A 19,976-nucleotide genomic window follows, 5' to 3' on the forward strand; every position below is an offset into this window, starting at 1 on the left:
CTGTGCCGGAAGCCGGAGGCCATGGCGAATAACCGGCGCTGATCCGAAGTTTTACGCGCCGCACCGGTGCCGGAGAAAATTGGCACAGCATTGCGAATGCGACAGCCGAGCGATGGCTGGTCAGCGACTTCTTGAACCCTGCCTCTGCTGCGAGTGTCTAGCCATTAGCACTTCTAATCCAGAAGGCCATCAGGAGGATTGCCGTTGAACATTTTCGAAGCGTTGCGAGAAAGCCATGAGCGGCAGCGTAGCTACGCCGATGCGCTTATTCAGACCCACGGCGACAGCGCTGAACGCGCCGAAGCCTACAAACAGCTCAAAGCTGAATTGCAGGCCCACGAGACCGCCGAGGAGCGTTGCTTCTATATCCCGCTGATGAAACACGACAATGGCATGGACCTCAGCCGTCACGGCATCTCCGAGCACCACGAGATGGACGAGATGATGGAGGAGCTGGACGAGACCGAGATATCCAGTCCGGCCTGGCTGGCCACGGCGAAGAAGCTGTCGGAGAAGGTCCATCATCACTTGAAGGAAGAAGAGCAGAAGTTCTTCCAGATGGCGGGCAAGCTGCTCAATGACAAACAGAAAGAGTCGCTGGCGGACGATTACGTGAAGGAATACGAAGAGCAGTTGCAGGAAAGCTGAGTTCATCCAAAAGGATGCATTAGATGTGTGGCGGTCCATTACCAGACCGCCACTTCTTCAATACCCCTTCAGGTTCTATTTTCAAACAAGAAAAACCCGACAACGCCGGGCAAAACACGTCCCTTTTCGCACACACTCATTTAAATTAGTCTGTTATCGTCGTTCTACGTCGATATTCCTCAAACGATAATCCCTAGCCTGCACCTCCACTCATCGCAAGCGGCTTTGCGAGCAAACGGTATACGAGACATGGACAAACAGTCTCCTGACAGCCCGCCCGCCGAAGCGCAATCGCGTGCAGAGAAAATCGTCGAATTCAGGCGTCAGAAAACCCTTTTAAAGACCGGCGCCCTTCAGGACGCTATTTTCAACAGCGCCTACTTTTCAAGCATCGCGACCGATGAAAAAGGCGTCATTCAGATTTTCAATGTTGGCGCCGAACGCATGCTCGGCTACCAGTCCGAAGACGTGGTCAATCTCATCACGCCGGCCGACATCTCCGATCCTGCTGAGCTGATCACCCGAGCAGCCGCCCTGAGCCTGGAGCTGAATACGCCCATCACGCCGGGCTTTGAAGCGCTTGTGTTCAAAGCCTCGCGGGGCATCGAAGACAACTACGAATTGACGTACATCCGAAAGGACGGCAGCCGTTTGTCTGCGATGGTGTCCGTCACCTCGCTGCGCGACAGTGCCGAAAAGATCATCGGCTACCTGTTGATCGGCACCGACAACACGGCGCGCAAACAGGAGGAAACGGCCCAGGCCCTGCTCGATCAGCGTTTGCGCGATCAGCAGTTCTATACGCGCTCGCTGATCGAATCCAACATCGACGCACTGATGATGACCGATCCGCAGGGCATCATTTCCGACGTCAACAAGCAGATGATGGCGCTCACAGGTCGCACGCGTGACGAACTGATTGGTGCACCTTGCAAGAACTTCTTCACCAACCCGGCTCGTGCCGACGCTGCAATCAAGCGCGTGCTCAGCGAACACAAGGTCAGCGATTACGAGCTCACAGTGCGCGCCTACAACGGCACGGAAACCGTGGTCTCTTATAACGCAGCGACCTTTCACGACCGCGACCGCAAGCTGCAAGGGGTGTTTGCTGCCGCGCGGGATGTGACCGAGCGCAAACGCTTCGAGCGCACGCTGGAGGAAAAAAACGTCGAGCTCGAACGCGCCAGCAACATGAAGTCCGAGTTTCTGGCGACCATGTCCCACGAACTGCGCACGCCACTCAATGCCGTGATCGGGTTCTCCGAGGCGCTCAAGGACGGCATGGTCGGAGCCATGAGCGATACCCAGCGCGAATACATCACTGACATCTTCACCAGCGGCCAGCATTTACTGTCGCTGATCAACGACATTCTTGATCTGTCCAAAGTCGAAGCCGGCATGATGGCGCTGGAGCTGGAACCCGTAGAACTCGCCAGCCTGTTGAGCAACAGCTTGCTGATCGTGCGCGAAAAAGCCGCAGGCCAGCGCATCCAGTTGAAGCTTGAAATCGACAGCGACCTGGGCCTGCTCGAACTGGACCTGCGCAAGACCAAGCAGATCGTCTACAACCTGCTCTCCAACGCGGTGAAATTCAGCCAGCCCGACGGCTCTGTGACGCTAGCAGTGCGCAGCGTGCCGCGAGCTCAGGCGGGGTCCGTCGACGGCGACTGGCCGGTGTATCGCTTTGCGGTCCCTGCTGGTGACTACGAGGACTTTCTGGAGTTGAGCGTCACTGATGACGGGATCGGAATCGATGAACAAGACATGAGCAAGTTATTCAAGGCATTCAGCCAGATAGACAGTGGCCTGGCGCGCAAATTTGACGGCACGGGTCTGGGCCTGGCGCTGGTCAAGCAGTTGACCGAACTGCACGGCGGCAGCGTAGCGGTGGCCAGCCGCGAAGGCAGCGGGTCGCGTTTTGTGGCCTGGCTGCCGATGCGCCCGATTGCCAAGGAGGCGCTGTGGCGCAGATCCTGATCGTCGAAGACAACGCTGCCAACATGCGTCTGGCCTGCCTGCTGCTGAACAATGCGGGGCACGACGTACTGTGTGCCGCTGACGCCGAAACCGGTCTGGCGCTTGCCCGAGAGCTACAACCGCAGTTGGTGCTGATGGACCTCCAGCTGCCGGGCATGGATGGCCTTGCCGCCACTTCATTGCTCAAGAAGGACGCACGGACGGCGGCGATTCCGGTGGTTGCCCTCACTGCCATGGCGATGAAAGAGGACGAAGAGAAAACCCGTCTTGCCGGCTGTGATGCCTATATCGTCAAACCGCTGCGTTATCAGGAGCTGTATCGGGTAATCGATACGTTGCTTCAAAACACCTCGCCCTCGCCGCCTCTCGCCTGAGTTCGCCTATGCCAGAACAACCCGCCACATTACTGATAGTCGACGACGAGGCGCATGTCCTTAAATTGCTGAGTCTGGTGCTCAATAACCAGGGCTATCGCACGCTGACGGCAAGCTCCGGCGAGCAGGCCTTGGCGATGGTCGAGCAGGACCCGCCCGACCTTATCCTGCTGGACGTGATGATGCCCGGCATGGATGGTTATCAGGTGGCGAGCCGCCTCAAGAGCAGCAAGATAACGGCCAACATTCCGATCATCATGCTGACGTCTCTGAGTGAACACACCGCCAAGCTGGCGGGGCTGGAAACCGGCGCCGAGGAATACCTCAGCAAACCGGTGTCAACTACAGAGCTGTGGCTGCGGGTCCGTAACCTGTTACGGCTCAAGGCATTCGGGGATTACCTGAAAAGCCGCAGCCTGATCATTGAGGAGCAACTTCAGCAGCGGACCATTGATCTGGAGCGTTTCCGCTCGGCGATGGACGCTTCGGATGACTCGATCTTTCTGATCAATCGAACCACCATGACGCTGGTCGAGTTCAACCGCACCGCATCCCTGGTCATGGGCTACCCGCCAAATGAGTTACTGCAACTGAGTCCTGCCGAGCTGAGCGACGCGTCGCTCGAGGAACTTGAAGTGTTGTATGACCAGCTCATCGCTGGCAAAGCGCCCGTCGAGCCCGTTGAAAGCCGCATCCGCTGCAAAGACGGCCATCACGTGCCGGTGGAGATTCATCGCCAGGCTTACAAAACCGGCGCCGACTGGATCATCGTCGGCATCGTGCGCGACATCACGCACCGCAAAGAGGCCGAACAACGCCTCCTGAAGATGGCCCACTACGACACGCTGACCGGGCTCCCCAATCGCAACCTGTTCTACACCACCTTGCAAATGGGCCTGACCCAGGCGGCGATCAACAACTGGCAACTGGCCGTGGTCACGGTGGACCTGGATGATTTCAAGATGATCAACGAAACCTGGGGCCACTTGATCGGCGACCAGATGTTGATCGAGTTGAGCCAGCGCCTGAGCCATAGCCTCGACGTGAGTGACACGCTGGGGCGTATGAACGGCGACGAATTCGCCATGATTCTGATGGTTCGCGAAGGTCAGCCGAGCATTATCCGGATGATCGACCGTGTGCGCGACATGCTGCAAAAGCCCTACAAGCTCAACGGCCATGAAGCTTCAATGACCGCCAGTCTCGGGATTGCGCTTTACCCGGACGACGGCGACGAGGCACAAAACCTGGTCAAACACGCCCACACCGCGATGCACCGCGCCAAACAGGTCGGCCGCAATACCTACCGTTTCTATACCGCGCAGATGAACACCGAACTGCTTGAGCGCCAGGAGATGGAAACAGCCTTGCGGCAAGCGGTGCAGGACGAGGATTTTCAGTTGTTTTACCAGCCTAAGATCAAGCTCAGTGACGGAAGTGTGTGCGGGCTTGAAGCTTTGCTTCGCTGGCCTCGCCCTGGGCTGCCGAACGTCTCGCCAGCGGTATTCGTGCCGATGCTGGAAAGCCTGGGGTTGATCTCCCGCGTTGGACAGTGGGTGATTACCAGCGTCTGCAAGCAAATTTCCCGTTGGCAGCACGCAGGCCTGCCGCCGCTTGAAGTCGCCGTCAACGTATCGGGGCAGCAGATCATTAAAGGCGACCTGATCACGGATATCAGTAACGCGCTCAAGGACAGTCAGATCGAACCGCGCTGGCTCGAGCTGGAGCTCACGGAAAGCTCGCTGATGGAGAACACAGCGCACACCATCGCCAGCCTGCACCGACTGCGCGCAATCGGTGTGAAGATTTCCATCGATGATTTCGGCACGGGGTATTCAAGCCTGGCGTATCTGCGCAAGTTTCCCATCGACAAGTTGAAAATCGACATTGCCTTCGTCCGCGAGGTGACAAGCAATCCACAGGACGCCGCCATCACCCGGACCATCATCGAACTGGCCCACAGCCTCAACCTGCAAGTGATCGCCGAAGGCATCGAAACAAAAGAGCAGTGGGCGTTGCTGACGGAACAAGGCTGCGATCACGGACAAGGGTATCTGTTCAGCAAGCCGCTGCCGCTTGCCGAGCTTGAAGTGCTGTTGCGTGAGCAGCAATGGGTTGAACGTACAGCACAAAAAAAGGGCTGAAGATCAACTCAGCCCTATTCAGTGACACCATTGGGATTCACAAGGAATTCCATCGCCGTCGCCGTCCATCTCGATACCGGGGCACTGTTGCAGAAAGCTTTTGGCCTCGGCGCAAGAGGTCATCTGCGAGCAATACTTGCGTCCATCACATTTGATCGGGTTAACCCTTTCCACTCTAGCATTCTCAACTTGAGAGACCTCCGGCGGGCTGGGCGTACTAGCCAATCCTGACCCAGTGGCTAGCGGCGCCAGGTAATTTTCCGCCCAGCGTTTTATGACCGGCGAGGTCGTAAGCACAAGACACGCAAAAGCAATCAGCACGACAACCAAAATCCCTTTCATCTGTTACTCCTTCAATGACGAGTGACCACGCACCCGATGCACAGTAGCTGGCTACGGATCGGCTCAAGCAAGAACGAGGTGAATCACCGGGCACAAAAAAAGGGCTGATCATGAAATCAGCCCTTTCTTGTACATCGATTTGGCGGGGAACTAGGGATTCGAACCCTAGAAACGCTATTAACGTTCGCCGGTTTTCAAGACCGGTGCATTCAACCACTCTGCCAATTCCCCGTGCTCTGACCAAGCTGGCCAGTGCGTTGCGGGCGCCATAATACCCGAATGAAACACGCTGTCAAACTCTGCGACTACCCTATCCCAATGCCTCTGTTATGATCTTTGCAACTTCACATTTCAACCACCAGGAGTTGCGCCATGCGCGAACAGGATTACGCAGTCAATAACAGCGTGCAGGTCGAGCAGCTAGAGGTTAGCCGCGTCCTGCGTAACACATACGGCCTCTTGGCCCTGACCCTCGTTTTCAGCGGTGTCATGGCATTCGTATCCCAGCAGATGAACGTCCGTTACCCCAACGTGTTCGTAGTGCTGATCGGCTTCTACGGCCTTTTCTTCCTCACCAGCAAATTGCGTGATTCGGCATGGGGTATCGTTTCTACCTTCGCCCTCACAGGTTTCATGGGTTTTATCCTCGGCCCGATCCTCAACCGCTACCTGGGTATGCAGGGGGGCGCTGAAGTCGTCAGCTCGGCATTCGCCATGACCGCGCTGGTATTCGGTGGTCTGTCAGCGTACGTGCTGATCACTCGCAAGGACATGAGCTTCCTCGGTGGCTTCATCACCGCTGGCTTCTTTGTTCTGATGGGTGCGGTGCTGGCAAGCATGTTCTTCCAGATCAGCGGCCTGCAACTGGCGATCAGCGCAGGTTTCGTGCTGTTCTCCTCTGCCGCGATTCTGTTCCAGACGAGCGCGATCATTCAGGGTGGCGAGCGCAACTACATCATGGCTACCATTAGCCTTTATGTATCGATCTACAACCTGTTCATCAGCCTGTTGCAGATCTTCGGCATCATGAGCCGCGACGACTGATCAGTCATACGCTTCAACAAAAAGCCCGCTTCGGCGGGCTTTTTGCTGCCTCGGGTTCGTGATTTCTTTATCATTGCGGCTTTCACCCTTGCCAGCCCGCTGCCAGAGCCGACCATGAAGTTCGCCATCGCCCTTTTTTCCGCCGCGCATACGCCCTCCTCGCGTCGCGCGCTCAAGTTTGCCGAGGCCGTACTGGCGGAGGGGCATGAAATTGTGCGGCTGTTTTTCTATCAAGACGGCGTGCACAGCGCGTCGGCAAACATCGTTGCGCCGCAGGATGAGCAAGACATCGCCGCCCAGTGGCGAGCCTTCGTAACGCAGCATCAGCTGGACGGGGTCGTCTGTATTGCAGCGGCATTGCGTCGTGGCGTCCTGAATGAGGAAGAAGCCCTGCGCTATCAGCGCCCTTCGGCCAATGTGCCTGCACCCTGGGAGCTATCGGGCCTGGGGCAGTTGCACGATGGCATTCAATCAGCGGATCGACTGATCTGTTTCGGAGGGCCTTGAAATGGCGAAGTCATTGCTGATTATCAGCAGGCAGGCGCCGTGGGCCGGGCTGAGCGCCCGGGAGGCACTGGACATCGCGCTGGCGGGCGGCGCGTACGACCTGCCTGTCGGGATGTTATTTCTCGACGACGGCGTGTTTCAGCTATCAGCCCTTCAACAGCCCGCAGCGCTGCAGCAAAAGGACCTGACCGCCAATTTGAAGGCATTGGAAATGTTCGGCGTTGAGGATCTATACGCCTGCAGCACCAGTCTTGTGGAGCGCGGTCTGTCGGCCGACGCCCTGAGCGTATCGCCGCTGACAGTGCTGAAGGACAAAGAACTGGGCGCGCTCATTGACCGCTACGAACAGGTGATTACGCTCTGATGTCGACCTTACACGTGCTCTCTCACTCGCCTTTCACCGACACCCGACTGAGCAGTTGCCTGCGTTTGCTGGGTGAGCAGGACGCCGTGCTGCTGTGTGGCGATGCAATCTATGCGCTGACCGAATCCAGTGCCCCCTGCAAAGCGCTGGAGACGCAACGCGGAAAGTCCAGGGTGTTCGCGCTCGATGAAGACATAACGGCGCGCGGCCTGCCCGTTCAAGCCTGGGTACAGGTTGTAGATTACGCGGCATTCGTGGAACTCTCGATCCGCTTCGACAGAGTAAACACCTGGCTATGAAACAGCTCATCGTCGAAGGTCACATTGTGGCGCTGGACAAGGACGGCTACCTTGCAGACCTTAATGACTGGTCCCGGCAAGTTGCAGAATCTCTCGCTGTCGAACACGACATCGTCCTGACGGCTGATCACTGGGAAATCCTTGAGCTGCTGCGCGCCTTTTATGCCGAGTTTCAGCTCTCCCCAGCCACGCGTCCGCTTGTGAAATACACCGCACTCAAGCTGGGCAAGGACAAAGGTAACAGCCTGCACCTCAATCACCTGTTCAACGGCACTCCCGCCAAACTCGCCGCCAAGCTGGCGGGCCTGCCCAAGCCGACTAACTGCCTATGAATACGCCTTCTGCTCTCGTTACCGAAACGCCCGTCGAGCACCCGTTTGCACCTTTTGTGCGGATCCTGGGCAAGGGCAAGCGCGGCGCGCGCAACATGACCCGCGAAGAGGCCAGACAGGCGATGGGCATGGTGCTCGACGAACAAGTCGAAGACACCCAGTTGGGGGCATTCCTCATGCTGTTGCGCCACAAAGAGGAAAGCGCCGAGGAATTGGCCGGCTTCACCGAGGCCGTGCGAGAGCGCCTCAATGCGCCTGCGCTGCACGTGGATATCGACTGGCCGACGTATGCCGGCAAGAAACGTCATTTGCCGTGGTACTTGCTGGCGGCCAAATGCCTGTCACAAAACGGGGTGCGGGTGTTGATGCATGGCGGCGGCGCACACACGGCCGGGCGCCTCTATAGCGAGCAATTGCTGGACCTGCTGGGCATTACGCTGTGTCGGAACTGGCAGGCGGTCGGCGAAGCGCTGGACCGGAGTAATCTCGCATTCATGCCACTGGTGGACTGGGCGCCGCAACTGCAACGCATGATCGATCTGCGCAATACGCTTGGCCTGCGCTCACCGATCCATTCGCTGGCGAGAATCCTCAATCCGCTGGGCGCACGCTGCGGCCTGCAAAGCATTTTTCATCCGGGTTATCAGGCAGTTCATCGTGACGCCAGCAGCCTGCTCGGCGATCACGCAATCGTGGTCAAGGGCGATGGCGGCGAAGTCGAGATCAATCCCGACACCATCAGCCATCTTTACGGCACCACCGGAGGGCAGCCGTGGGATGAGGAATGGCCGGCGCTGTCTGATCGACGACACGTCAAACCGGCCACGCTTGAGCCAGCGCACCTGGTCGCGGTATGGAAAGGTGAAGTGCAGGACAGCTATCCGCAACTGGCGCTGATATCGACCATGGCGCTGGCGCTCAAAGGCCTGGGCTTGACTCGTACAGAGGCGTTCGAAAAAGCCGAGCAGTTCTGGGCCAATCGAGACACATCTATTTAGTCGATCATCATGCTCCACCCTTTGCGCCATTCTCTCGAACGATTGCCCTTAGACTGATCTCCAACACGTGCTAATCCGCAAATTTGGAGTCAGACATGGGCCTTCTCGTTGAAGGACGCTGGCATGACCAGTGGTACGAAAGCAGCAAAGATGGCGCTTTTCAACGCGAGCAATCGCAGCGCCGTAACTGGATCACCGCTGACGGGACGCCGGGCCCCTCTGGCGAAGGTGGCTTCAAGGCCGAGGCCGGGCGCTATCATTTGTATGTTTCGCTGGCCTGCCCCTGGGCGCATCGCACACTGATCTACCGCCAGCTAAAAGGCTTGGAAGACCTGTTCGATGTGTCTGTCGTCAGTTGGCTGATGCGTGAGAACGGGTGGACCTTCGACACTGAAAAAGGCTCAAGCGGCGACCCGCTGGATGGTCATGAATTCCTTTATCAGCGCTACCTGGCGGACACGCTGAATTACACCGGCCGCGTGACCGTTCCGCTGCTGTGGGACAAGAAACTGCAGCGCATCGTCAGCAATGAATCGGCTGAAATCATTCGCATGTTCAACACCGCATTCGACGGGCTGACCGGCAATCGACTGGATCTGTACCCCGAAGCATTGCGGCCGGCTATCGACGAGCTGAATGATCGCATCTATCCAGCGGTGAACAATGGCGTCTACCGTGCTGGTTTTGCCACCTCACAGGGGGCTTACGAGCAGGCATTTGATGAGGTGTTTGCCGAGCTGGAAGCGCTGGAAGCAGTGCTGGGTGAAAAGCGCTACCTCTGCGGCGATTACCTGACGGAAGCGGACATCCGATTGTTCACGACCATCGTACGCTTTGACGCGGTTTATCACGGCCACTTCAAATGCAACCTGCGGCGAATCGTTGACTACCCGAACCTGAGCAACTGGCTACACGAGCTGTACCTGTGGCCTGGCGTGGCCGAAACTGTGGATTTCTACCACATTCAACATCATTACTACGCCAGTCATAGCACGATTAATCCCACAGGCATCGTGCCGAAAGGACCGCATCAGGACTTGACCACCGCCCACGATCGCGAGCGGTTGAGCGGGCGCGGGATTTGGCAGCGAGACTGAATCTGCAGGAGCGAACTTGTTCGCTAAGCCGTCCAATGGGTTCGACCCTTGAGGCAGTCTCGCCAACAAGTTGGCTCCTATAGACTAAAGGCTATCAAACGCTCGCCTGAGCGCCTTCGAACCACTTCAGCTTGTCACGCAACGTCACGACCTCACCGATGATCACCAGCGTCGGCGCATGGACTTCATGCTCCGCCACCAACTGCGACAGATTGGCCAGCGTGCCAGTGAACACTCGCTGGTTGGACGTGGTGCCTTGCTGAATCAATGCTGCCGGGGTGTCCGCCGAACGGCCGTGACGGATCAGCTCTTCGCAGATGATCGGCAAACCGATCAAGCCCATATAAAACACCAGGGTTTGCGCAGGCGAAACCAGATCGCTCCAAGGCAGATCAGTGGTGCCATTTTTCAGGTGACCGGTCACGAACCGCACAGATTGTGCGTGGTCGCGGTGCGTGAGCGGGATACCCGCGTACGCTGCGCAGCCGCTGGCAGCAGTAATGCCAGGCACGACCTGAAACGGAATGCCATGCGCCGCCAGCTCTTCGATTTCCTCGCCGCCACGCCCGAATATGAACGGATCGCCGCCTTTGAGTCTCAGAACCCGCTTGCCTTGCTTGGCCAGTATCACCAGCTGCTGGTTGATCTGCTCCTGCGGCAAAGCGTGCTCGGCGCGCCGCTTGCCGACGTACACGCGGTCCGCATCGCGACGGCACAGGTCAAGAATCGCCGGGGCCACAAGGCGGTCATACAACACGACGTCCGCTTGCTGCATCAGACGCAACGCACGAAACGTCAGCAGATCCGGATCACCGGGGCCTGCACCCACCAGATAAACCTCGCCGGCAGCGCTCGGAGCATCACCGTCGATTTTCGCCTGCAAGAGGCGCTCGGCTTCTGCACCCTGCCCCGCCAATTGACGGTCTGCGATTGCACCCTGAAACACCTCCTCCCAAAACGCCCTGCGCTGCTGGACGTTGGGAAACAGGTGTTTGACCTGCTGACGAAAACGCGCCGCCAAGCCAGCCAGGAGGCCATAGGTTGGCGGAATCCAGGTTTCGATCTTGGCGCGGATCAAGCGCGCCAGAACTGGCGCATCCCCACCACTGGAAATCGCGATCACCAACGGTGAGCGGTCGACGATGGCCGGGAAGATCACGCTGCACAAAGCGGGCGCATCCACCACGTTGACCGGCACGCAACGCTTGCGCGCATCGTGTGACACCTGCGCGTTGAGCGTCTCATCGTCAGTGGCCGCAATAATCAATACGCAGCCATTCAGATCCGATTCGAGGTAACCACGCACCAATGCCTCGCCATGACTGCTGACAATCAGTTCGTGCACCTCTGCTCCAATTTCGGGCGCAACAACTCTCAGTACAGCGCCAGCATCCGCCAGCAGGCGAGACTTGCGCAACGCAATCTCGCCGCCGCCGACGACCAGCACCTGGCTGCCCCGCAGATTATGGAACAGCGGTAGGAATTCCATTAGCCGATGACCTCGACGCCGCCCATCCAGGGCTTGAGCACCTCAGGCACACGGATCGAGCCGTCGGCCTGCTGGTAGTTTTCCAGCACTGCAACCAGCGTGCGGCCCACCGCCAGACCCGAACCGTTCAAGGTATGTACCAGCTCAGGTTTGCCGGTTTCCGGATTACGCCAGCGTGCCTGCATGCGACGCGCCTGGAAATCACCGCAGTTTGAGCACGAAGAAATTTCACGGTATTTGTCCTGGCTCGGGATCCACACTTCCAGGTCGTAGGTCTTCACTGCACTGAAGCCCATGTCGCCGGTGCACAGGGCCAAGACGCGGTAAGGCAGTTCAAGCAACTGCAAGACGCGCTCAGCGTTACCGGTCAGGCTTTCCAGCGCCTCCATGGATTTGTCCGGCTCGACGATCTGCACCATCTCGACCTTGTCGAACTGGTGCTGACGGATCATGCCGCGTGTGTCCCGACCCGAAGCGCCCGCTTCGGAGCGGAAGCAAGGGGTATGCGCCACGAACTTCATCGGCAGCGACTTGGCGTCCAGAATCTCGCCGGCCACGATGTTGGTCAGCGACACTTCGGCGGTTGGGATCAGATACAGATCCGCTTCGCCTTCGCGCGAAATCTTGAACAGATCTTCTTCAAATTTCGGCAGTTGACCGGTGCCCTGCAGGGCTGGCGCCTGAACCAGATACGGCGTGTAAGCCTCTTCGTAACCATGCTCGTTGATGTGCAGCGTGATCATGAACTGCGCGAGTGCGCGATGCAGGCGGGCAATTGGACCGCGCAGCAGGGCGAAACGGGCGCCGGACAATTTGGCGGCGGTTTCGAAATCCAGCCAGCCGTATTTCTCGCCCAGTGCAACGTGGTCCTTGACCTCGAAGTCGAACGACGCAGGCGTACCCCACTGGCGCACCTGGACATTTTCTTCTTCATCTGCGCCCACAGGGACCGACTCATGCGGCAGGTTAGGCATGCTCAAGAGCATCGCATCGAGCTCGGACTGAATCGCGTCCAGCTCTTTCTTGCCAGTGCTCAGCTCTTGGGCCATGCGGTCGATGTCAGCCATCAGCGGTGCGATGTCTTCGCCGCGCTGCTTGGCCTGGCCGATGGATTTGGAACGTGCGTTACGCTCGGCCTGAAGCTGCTCGGTGCGGGTCTGCACCGTCTTGCGCTGATTTTCCAGCGCTTCGATACGGGCCACGTCCAATGTGAAACCACGGGAAGCCAGGCGATCCGCTACGTCCTGAAGTTGGGTACGCAGCAGTTTGGAATCGAGCATATCGTTGCCTCGTTATGAATCGGGTTTATAGAATTCGGGTCAAAGACAGGCCAGCCCAGGTCGCAAGCAGCCCACCGAGCACACTGATCAGTGCGTAGCCAATGGCCAATGGCGCCTGCCCGCTTTCCAGCAAACGCAGCGTATCAAGGGAAAAAGATGAAAACGTCGTCAGGCCGCCCACAAAACCAACCAGCAGACCGGCACGGATTTCGACCGGCACTTCGGGGCGCAGGAGGAACAGACCATACAACGCACCAATGATCAGGCAGCCGACAATGTTGACCGCCAGCGTTGCCGCGTAGAAATGCCGGGGCCAGTTTGCAGTCACCCAAAGGCCAGTAGCAAAGCGCAATAATGTACCAGCGATGCCCGCAATGGACACCGCAAGAATCGTCTTGAGCATTATTTTCTCCGCTTGCGTGAGCTTGCGCTGTCCAGCGCCGCCAAGTGTTTGAGTTTTTCGCCAATCTTCAATTCAAGGCCACGCGGGACCGGCTGGTAATACTGGCGCGGCTCAAGCTCTTCCGGGAAGTAGTCCTCACCTGCAGCGTAAGCGTCCGGCTCGTCGTGGGCGTAACGGTACTCCTCGCCATAACCCAGCTGTTTCATCAGCTTGGTCGGGGCGTTGCGAAGGTGCAGCGGCACCTCCAGCGAACCGTGTTCGGTGGCTTCACGCATTGCTGCCTTGAACCCCATGTACACGGCGTTGCTTTTCGGCGCGCAGGCCAGATAAACGATTGCCTGCGCCACCGCCAACTCACCCTCGGGGCTGCCGAGTCGCTCTTGAACATCCCACGCCGACATGCACAGCGGCAGCGCGCGCGGGTCGGCGTTGCCGATGTCTTCACTGGCCATGCGCACAACGCGTCGCGCCAGATAAAGCGGGTCGCAGCCACCGTCGATCATCCGTGCGAACCAATACAGCGCAGCGTCTGGGCTGGAGCCACGTATGGACTTGTGCAGCGCCGAAATCTGGTCATAAAACGCTTCGCCGCCCTTGTCAAAACGCCGACGGCTGTCGCCCAACAGGCTTTGCAGCAGCTCGACGTCAATCTCACTGTCGTCTTCAGCGAGGTCCGAAGCGTTTTCCAGCAGGTTGAGCAGACGTCGGCCGTCACCGTCCGCCGCCGCCAGCAGAATCTTGAAGCCCTCATCGCCCAGAGAGAGATGTCGGTTCCCCAGCCCGCGCTCTTCAGTCAGCGCGCGGTCGACCAGTTTGCGCAGCGCGACCTCGTCAAGGCTCTTGAGCACGTACACGCGTGCCCGCGACAGGAGCGCATTGTTCAATTCAAACGAGGGGTTTTCGGTGGTAGCGCCGATGAAAATCAGCGTGCCGTCTTCAACGTACGGCAGAAACGCATCTTGCTGCGACTTGTTGAAACGGTGAACTTCATCGACGAAGAGGATGGTGCGTCGACCATATTGTCCAGCCTGTTGCTTGGCGGTTTCGACAGCCTGACGGATCTCCTTGACCCCGGCCAGCACCGCAGAAACCGTTTCGAAGTGAGCGTCCGAGACCTTGGCCAGCAGCCGGGCAAGAGTGGTTTTACCCACCCCCGGCGGCCCCCAGAAGATCATCGAATGCAGCACACCCTGCTCCAGCGCCTCACGCAGAGGTTTGCCGTGCGCGAGCAAGTGTTGCTGACCGACGTACTCATCCAGATTGGTCGCCCGTAATCGGGCGGCCAGCGGTTGAGTGATCGGTTCACTGTTGAACAAGTCCATGGAAAACGCTTGAGCCTCTTATTCCTGAATGACGTCAGCGCCTTTCGGGATCTGGAACTGGAACTTGCTCGCGGCCACTGGCTCGTTGGCCTTAACGCCGGTGAACAGGATATTGGTGCGCTGGCCGACGCTGTCGATCAGTTGCATGTCGTTGATCAGGCCATTGCGGAACGACAAACGGAGGCTGTCGAACAGGGTGTCCTTAGCGCGAGGCTTGAGCACGAAGTCGATCACACCACCCGCTTCCTTGGCAGTAATGTCAAAGCTCTCGCTGATCTTCGAGACATCGCCAGACAGCAGCAAGGCCGGCGTCTGCGTCAAGCGCTGGTCGAGGGTCTTGATGGTGACCTGCTCCAGGTCCGGGTCCCACAGCGAGACTTTCTTGCCATCGGACACCATCAGCTGCTCTTGCGGCGCATCGGTGTGCCAGTTGAACAGCCCGGGGCGCTGCAAGGTCATCTCACCGGAGGTCTCTTGCAACTGCGTGCCGCCGCCGTCCAGGGTCAGCTGGGAAAAACGCCCGGTGAGGGTTTTCGAGGTTTCCAGCAATTGAGTCAGGCGAGCCACGTCCTTGCTGTCGGCGTGGGCCGAAACAGCTGAAAAAGCCAGTGCAGATACCAACAACATGCGGATAAGACGCATGGGAGCCCTCATTCAATTCAGTTAATTGCTGACGGCGCATTGTCACCCCGTCAGGTCAATCGTGACGCTTTACCGTGGATCAGTCACGCATCGGGGCTGGCGCTATGACCTCACGCGAGCCGTTGGTGTTCATGGAGGTGACAACCCCGGCCATTTCCATTGCTTCGATCATACGGGCTGCGCGGTTGTAGCCGATTTTCAGCTTGCGCTGCACAGCAGAGATCGATGCGCGGCGGCTTTCGAGCACAAACTTGACCGCCTCGTCGTACAGCGCATCGCTTTCACTATCCTCGCCATCGCCGCCGCCACTGCCACCATCAAAACCACTGCCGGGCTCTTCAACGCCCGCCAGAATGTCTTCGTTATAGTCAGGGGTGCCGCGCAGTTTCCAGGCTTCAACCACACGGTGAACCTCCTCATCGGAAACGAATGCACCGTGAACCCGAATAGGCAGGCTGGTGCCCGGCGGCATATAAAGCATGTCACCGTGACCAAGCAATTGCTCGGCGCCGCCCTGGTCGATGATGGTCCGCGAGTCGATCTTGCTCGACACCTGGAACGCCATACGCGTCGGAATGTTGGCCTTGATCAAACCGGTGATCACATCGACCGACGGACGCTGCGTCGCGAGGATCAGGTGAATACCGGCAGCACGGGCTTTCTGGGCGATACGTGCGATCAGTTCTTCTACCTTTTTACCGACGATCATCATCATGTCGGCGAACTCGTCGACCACCACGACGATGGTCGGCAATTTCACCAGCAGCGGTGCTTCGTCGTGGATGCTTTCGCGCTTGTAAAGTGGATCCACCAGCGGGGTTCCTGCGTCCTGCGCGTCCTTGACCTTCTGATTGAAGCCCGAAAGGTTACGTACGCCCATCTTCGCCATGAGCTTGTAGCGGCGCTCCATCTCGGCAACCGACCAGCGCAGCGCGTTGGCCGCGTCCTTCATGTCGGTGACCACCGGGCACAGCAAATGCGGAATGCCTTCGTAAATCGACAACTCCAGCATTTTCGGGTCGATCATGATCAGCTTGGCGTCGTCTGGTCCGGATTTGAACAGAATCGACAGAATCATGGCGTTAACGCCCACCGACTTACCGGAACCGGTCGTACCGGCCACCAGCAAGTGAGGCATTTTGGCCAGATCGGTAATGACCGGCTTGCCGCCGATGTCATGACCCAGCGCCAGCGTGACCGGCGACTTGGCATTGTCGTATTCAGGCGTCGAGAGCACTTCCGAGAAACGTACGATCTGCCGGTCTTCGTTAGGAATTTCGATACCGACCGTGGTCTTGCCAGGAATGACTTCAACCACCCGCACGCTGGTCACGGCAAGCGAGCGCGCAAGGTCTTTGGCCAGATTGGAAATGCGGCTGACCTTGACGCCGGCTGCGGGCTGAATCTCATAACGGGTGATCACGGGGCCGGGATGAATCGAGTCAACAGAAACTTCGACGCCGAATTCCTTGAGCTTGATCTCCAGCAAATGACCGACAGCCGCCAGTGACTCGGGCGAATAGTTGAGCTGCTTCTTTTCGGCCGGGTCGAGGATAGAGATTGGCGGCAACGTGCCTTCCACGGCGCTGTCGACAAACAGCGGAGCCTGTTTTTCCTTCTGCACACGCTTGCTGGGCTCCGGCGCTTTGGGCGGTGCCGGTGCGATGACGGCAGGCACATGCTTCGCCCGCTCGGCCATGTGTTGGGTCAGGGCCTGTTCACGCTCGATCAGGCGCTCTTTGGCTTTGGCCTGCTCGCGGCGATCCGGCGCCACCGGTGCGACCACTTCATCGACACGCATATCGACTTCGCGCAGTTGCGCCACCATCTGCTTGCGCTCGGTGCGTGCGCTCCACCAGCGATTCATCGCCCCCTGGAACAGCTCGAACAGGTCGAGAGTGATCTTGCCGGTGGTGTCCATGACCTTGAACCACGACAGGTCGGTGAACACGGTCAGACCGAACAGGAATAGCGCGATGAACAACAGCGTGCTGCCTTGAATGTTCAGTGCGCGCTTGGCCAGATCGCCCAGCACTTCGCCCAGCACGCCGCCCGCCGAGCCGGGCAGGCCTGCAGCCGAATGAAAGTGGATGTGCGCGAGGGCTGCGCCCGAAAGAATCAGAAACACCAGGCCGATCATGCGCCATGAGAACAGCCAGCCGCTCCACTGCCACGGTTCATGCCGCTGACGGAAGACCTGATAGGCCTTGACGGCCAGCAGCAGCGGGAAGATGTAAGCGAAGTAGCCCAGCACCATGAACAGGATGTCGGCAGAAAACGCACCGGCGCGGCCGGCAGCGTTCTGGACTTGCATGGAACTGCTGGTATGACTCCAGCCCGGATCGCCCTGATCGTAGGTCAGCAGGGCCATCATCAGGTAAAGGCACAGGGCGCCAAAAGCGATCAGCGCACCTTCCTTGAGCCGGTAGTGCAAGTGCTGCCGCCAAAGCGGAACGGGACTGGTTGCTGCGGTGGATTTCTTCAAAACGCTTCAATTCCTGCGCGCTAGCGCGAACATCTGATGGTTGACTATGAACGACTGCATGGACGAGATAGTGCTGACCAAATCCTGTCAGCGGCGTGCGGAAAAGAATCTTGAACTCACGCTCGACAGGTGACTTGAAATGAGGTTAAACAACGTCGGTCATTGTACGGATTTGCACGCTACGTGCCACGTTAGTCTGGCTTGCACAAAGCAGATGTTCAAGCGCAGGCGACAACGGGCAATTTGAGCATGCATTTTCTTTACTGACAAAGGCTTATGACGTGTTTTTATCGCTGAGTAGCGGTTGCTCGACCAACCTGGCCCGCTCATGCAGCGCTCCGCGACCAAACAACACCAATACGCCATCATGTGTACAAGCGGACAACCGCGTGTGACCGCACGCCTCTCATCAAGTTGCACGATGTACCTCAACCGCCCTCCCCTCTCGTAAAGTCTGGATGCCATGCTGACCTGGTTACAACGAAACAGCCTCGATTTTCCGCCACTGGAAAAGGCAATGCGAGATCCGGATGGACTACTGGCAGCCGGGGGCGACTTATCGCCCGACCGACTTATCCGGGCCTACCGTCATGGCTGCTTTCCGTGGTTTCAGGACGGCCAGCCCATTCTCTGGTGGTCGCCCGATCCGCGCACGGTGCTGCTGCCAGATGAGCTGCATGTCTCACGAAGCTTGGCCAAGGTCCTGCGTCAGCAACGCTACCGGGTGACGTTCGACACTGATTTTGCAGCGGTCATTCGTGCCTGCGCCGCGCCGCGCACCTATGCCGACGGCACCTGGATAACCGATTCGATGCAAGCCGCTTATCTGGAATTACATCAGCGCGGCCTGGCTCACAGCGTGGAGGTCTGGGACGGCGACGCGCTGGTCGGCGGTCTCTACGGCCTTGCGATAGGCCAGTTGTTTTTCGGCGAATCCATGTTCAGCCGCGCCGACAATGCATCCAAGGTTGGCTTTGCGACGCTGGTCGAACACCTGAAAGACTGGGGATTCGTCCTGATCGACTGTCAGATGCCAACACATCACCTCGAAAGCCTCGGAGCGCGCTCAATACCCCGATCAGCGTTTGCTCAATACCTGAGCCAACACCTCGATCTGGCCAACAGCGCCGATTGGCTCTCTAGGCGAGTTTGACTCCCCTGACATACACTCTTACCAAAGGTTTTTCTCGAGGGTTGATCATGACAGAGCTGGCGCGGCTTAAGTTTTATGCCACTCAACCCCATTCCTGCAGCTACTTGCCTGAAGAGCAGGCGACGACGCTGTTTCTGGACCCCAGCCAGCCAATGGATGTGCAGGTTTACGCCGACCTGTCAGACATGGGTTTTCGTCGCAGTGGCGATCACCTCTATCGACCTCACTGCCAGAATTGCAGCGCGTGCGTGCCGGCCCGAATCCCTGTGGCGCTGTTCCAGCCGGACCGACAACAGAAACGTATTTTCAAGCGCAACGCCGACATCGAAGTCATCGGTACCAAGCCGCATTTCAGCGAAGAGTATTTCGACCTCTACAAACGCTATATCGAACAGCGTCATGCCGATGGCGACATGTTCCCACCCAGTCGGGATCAATTCTCGACATTTTTGGTTCGCGATCTGCCGTTCTCGCGGTTTTACGAGTTTCGGGTAGAGGGTCGTCTGTTGGCTGTGGCCGTGACGGACATGCTACCCAACGGGCTGTCGGCGGTTTACACCTTCTACGAACCCAGCGAAGAGCGCCGCAGCCTGGGGCGTTACGCCATTCTCTGGCAGATCGCCGAAGCCGCTCGGCTGGAGGTGCATGCGGTGTACCTGGGCTACTGGATCAAGAACTGCAAAAAGATGAATTACAAGACGCAATACCGGGCCATCGAGCTGCTGACAAACCAGAGATGGGTCACTCTTTACTGAACCCCTTGGCTTAAAGCTTATTTTTCGGGCACAATGCAGCCCGCTTTTGCCTGGCTGCCAGTTGCACCGGGCCATTCATTGGATACCGAGGGCTTTACTGCATGTCGAAAGAAGACAGCTTCGAAATGGAAGGCACTGTCGCCGACACCCTGCCCAACACCATGTTTCGTGTGGAGTTGGAAAATGGGCACGTCGTAACCGCGCATATCTCCGGCAAGATGCGCAAGAACTACATTCGTATTCTTACCGGTGACAAGGTGCGTGTTGAGCTGACGCCCTACGACTTGAGCAAAGGGCGCATCACTTACCGCGCCCGTTAAG

The 19,976-nt window shown here is 58.2% G+C and carries 21 protein-coding genes and 1 tRNA gene; 14 read left to right on the forward strand and 8 right to left on the reverse strand.

The window, feature by feature from the left end; all coding sequences use genetic code 11:
- The first annotated feature begins 204 nt into the window (after positions 1 to 204).
- The 4 genes from OYW20_RS16150 to OYW20_RS16165 all read left to right on the forward strand — a co-directional run bounded on the left by OYW20_RS16150 (position 205) and on the right by OYW20_RS16165 (position 5,143).
- Positions 205 to 648 (forward strand): hemerythrin domain-containing protein, encoded by a 444-nt coding sequence (locus OYW20_RS16150; RefSeq protein ID WP_268796953.1) that lies wholly within the window; start codon positions 205 to 207, stop codon positions 646 to 648.
- Positions 649 to 897: 249 nt separating this feature from the next.
- A complete protein-coding gene (locus tag OYW20_RS16155) occupies positions 898 to 2,625 on the forward strand; it encodes a PAS domain-containing sensor histidine kinase (protein WP_268796954.1) in 1,728 nt (575 codons plus the stop codon).
- Complete coding sequence (locus OYW20_RS16160; protein ID WP_268796955.1) at positions 2,610 to 2,999, forward strand: response regulator; 390 nt, start codon at positions 2,610 to 2,612, stop codon at positions 2,997 to 2,999. The genes OYW20_RS16155 and OYW20_RS16160 overlap by 16 nt, the downstream gene beginning before the upstream one ends.
- Before the next feature lie 8 nt (positions 3,000 to 3,007).
- Positions 3,008 to 5,143 carry a putative bifunctional diguanylate cyclase/phosphodiesterase gene (locus OYW20_RS16165; RefSeq protein WP_268796956.1) on the forward strand — a complete coding sequence of 712 codons (2,136 nt, stop codon included), beginning with the start codon at positions 3,008 to 3,010 and terminating at the stop codon, positions 5,141 to 5,143.
- A gap of 18 nt (positions 5,144 to 5,161) precedes the next feature.
- Here OYW20_RS16165 and OYW20_RS16170 read toward each other — a convergent pair whose 3' ends face one another.
- Positions 5,162 to 5,485, reverse strand: a complete 324-nt coding sequence (locus tag OYW20_RS16170; RefSeq protein ID WP_268796957.1) for an excalibur calcium-binding domain-containing protein — start codon at positions 5,483 to 5,485, stop codon at positions 5,162 to 5,164.
- A 140-nt stretch (positions 5,486 to 5,625) separates the two neighbouring features.
- Positions 5,626 to 5,716: transfer RNA gene (locus OYW20_RS16175), tRNA-Ser, on the reverse strand.
- A 141-nt stretch (positions 5,717 to 5,857) separates the two neighbouring features.
- On the opposite strand from OYW20_RS16175, the gene OYW20_RS16180 reads away from it, so the two are divergent.
- From OYW20_RS16180 to OYW20_RS16210, 7 genes are all read left to right on the forward strand, one after another.
- Complete coding sequence (locus tag OYW20_RS16180; RefSeq protein WP_268796958.1) at positions 5,858 to 6,529, forward strand: Bax inhibitor-1/YccA family protein; 672 nt, start codon at positions 5,858 to 5,860, stop codon at positions 6,527 to 6,529.
- A gap of 114 nt (positions 6,530 to 6,643) precedes the next feature.
- Positions 6,644 to 7,036: a sulfurtransferase complex subunit TusD gene (gene tusD / locus OYW20_RS16185; RefSeq protein WP_268796959.1), complete on the forward strand. Its 393-nt coding sequence runs from the start codon at positions 6,644 to 6,646 to the stop codon at positions 7,034 to 7,036.
- Position 7,037: 1 nt separating this feature from the next.
- On the forward strand, positions 7,038 to 7,400 hold the full coding sequence (gene tusC / locus OYW20_RS16190) for a sulfurtransferase complex subunit TusC (protein WP_268796960.1): 363 nt from the start codon (positions 7,038 to 7,040) through the stop codon (positions 7,398 to 7,400).
- A complete protein-coding gene (tusB, locus tag OYW20_RS16195) occupies positions 7,400 to 7,699 on the forward strand; it encodes a sulfurtransferase complex subunit TusB (protein ID WP_268796961.1) in 300 nt (99 codons plus the stop codon). Before tusC ends, tusB begins: the two co-directional genes overlap by 1 nt.
- The gene (locus tag OYW20_RS16200) at positions 7,696 to 8,031 is read left to right on the forward strand and encodes a TusE/DsrC/DsvC family sulfur relay protein (RefSeq protein ID WP_268796962.1); all 336 of its coding nucleotides are present in this window, start codon (positions 7,696 to 7,698) and stop codon (positions 8,029 to 8,031) included. The genes tusB and OYW20_RS16200 overlap by 4 nt, the downstream gene beginning before the upstream one ends.
- Positions 8,028 to 9,029 (forward strand): glycosyl transferase family protein, encoded by a 1,002-nt coding sequence (locus OYW20_RS16205; RefSeq protein ID WP_268796963.1) that lies wholly within the window; start codon positions 8,028 to 8,030, stop codon positions 9,027 to 9,029. The genes OYW20_RS16200 and OYW20_RS16205 overlap by 4 nt, the downstream gene beginning before the upstream one ends.
- A 95-nt stretch (positions 9,030 to 9,124) precedes the next feature.
- Positions 9,125 to 10,126, forward strand: a complete 1,002-nt coding sequence (locus OYW20_RS16210; RefSeq protein WP_268796964.1) for a glutathione S-transferase family protein — start codon at positions 9,125 to 9,127, stop codon at positions 10,124 to 10,126.
- Between the two features lie 94 nt (positions 10,127 to 10,220).
- Here the strand turns inward: OYW20_RS16210 and cysG are convergent, their stop codons facing one another.
- From cysG to ftsK, 6 genes are all read right to left on the reverse strand, one after another.
- A complete protein-coding gene (cysG, locus tag OYW20_RS16215; RefSeq protein WP_268796965.1) occupies positions 10,221 to 11,615 on the reverse strand; it encodes a siroheme synthase CysG in 1,395 nt (464 codons plus the stop codon).
- Positions 11,615 to 12,895, reverse strand: a complete 1,281-nt coding sequence (gene serS / locus OYW20_RS16220; RefSeq protein ID WP_268796966.1) for a serine--tRNA ligase — start codon at positions 12,893 to 12,895, stop codon at positions 11,615 to 11,617. Before serS ends, cysG begins: the two co-directional genes overlap by 1 nt.
- A gap of 25 nt (positions 12,896 to 12,920) precedes the next feature.
- Entirely contained in the window at positions 12,921 to 13,298 is a 378-nt protein-coding gene (crcB, locus tag OYW20_RS16225) for a fluoride efflux transporter CrcB (protein WP_268796967.1), read from the reverse strand.
- Positions 13,298 to 14,620: a replication-associated recombination protein A gene (locus OYW20_RS16230; RefSeq protein WP_268796968.1), complete on the reverse strand. Its 1,323-nt coding sequence runs from the start codon at positions 14,618 to 14,620 to the stop codon at positions 13,298 to 13,300. Before OYW20_RS16230 ends, crcB begins: the two co-directional genes overlap by 1 nt.
- 18 nt (positions 14,621 to 14,638) lie before the next feature.
- Positions 14,639 to 15,262: an outer membrane lipoprotein chaperone LolA gene (gene lolA / locus OYW20_RS16235; protein WP_268796969.1), complete on the reverse strand. Its 624-nt coding sequence runs from the start codon at positions 15,260 to 15,262 to the stop codon at positions 14,639 to 14,641.
- Between the two features lie 79 nt (positions 15,263 to 15,341).
- Positions 15,342 to 17,747, reverse strand: coding sequence for a DNA translocase FtsK (ftsK, locus tag OYW20_RS16240; protein ID WP_268796970.1), 2,406 nt, complete (start codon positions 17,745 to 17,747; stop codon positions 15,342 to 15,344).
- A gap of 463 nt (positions 17,748 to 18,210) precedes the next feature.
- Between ftsK and aat the strand changes: the two genes are divergently transcribed.
- The 3 genes from aat to infA all read left to right on the forward strand — a co-directional run bounded on the left by aat (position 18,211) and on the right by infA (position 19,975).
- On the forward strand, positions 18,211 to 18,900 hold the full coding sequence (aat, locus tag OYW20_RS16245) for a leucyl/phenylalanyl-tRNA--protein transferase (RefSeq protein WP_268796971.1): 690 nt from the start codon (positions 18,211 to 18,213) through the stop codon (positions 18,898 to 18,900).
- Positions 18,901 to 18,947: 47 nt separating this feature from the next.
- Complete coding sequence (locus OYW20_RS16250) at positions 18,948 to 19,655, forward strand: arginyltransferase (RefSeq protein WP_268796972.1); 708 nt, start codon at positions 18,948 to 18,950, stop codon at positions 19,653 to 19,655.
- 101 nt (positions 19,656 to 19,756) lie between these two features.
- A complete protein-coding gene (gene infA / locus OYW20_RS16255) occupies positions 19,757 to 19,975 on the forward strand; it encodes a translation initiation factor IF-1 (protein WP_003405083.1) in 219 nt (72 codons plus the stop codon).
- The last annotated feature ends 1 nt before the right edge of the window (position 19,976 follow it).

This window comes from Pseudomonas sp. BSw22131 (genome assembly GCF_026810445.1).
GTDB lineage: Bacteria > Pseudomonadota > Gammaproteobacteria > Pseudomonadales > Pseudomonadaceae > Aquipseudomonas > Aquipseudomonas huanghezhanensis.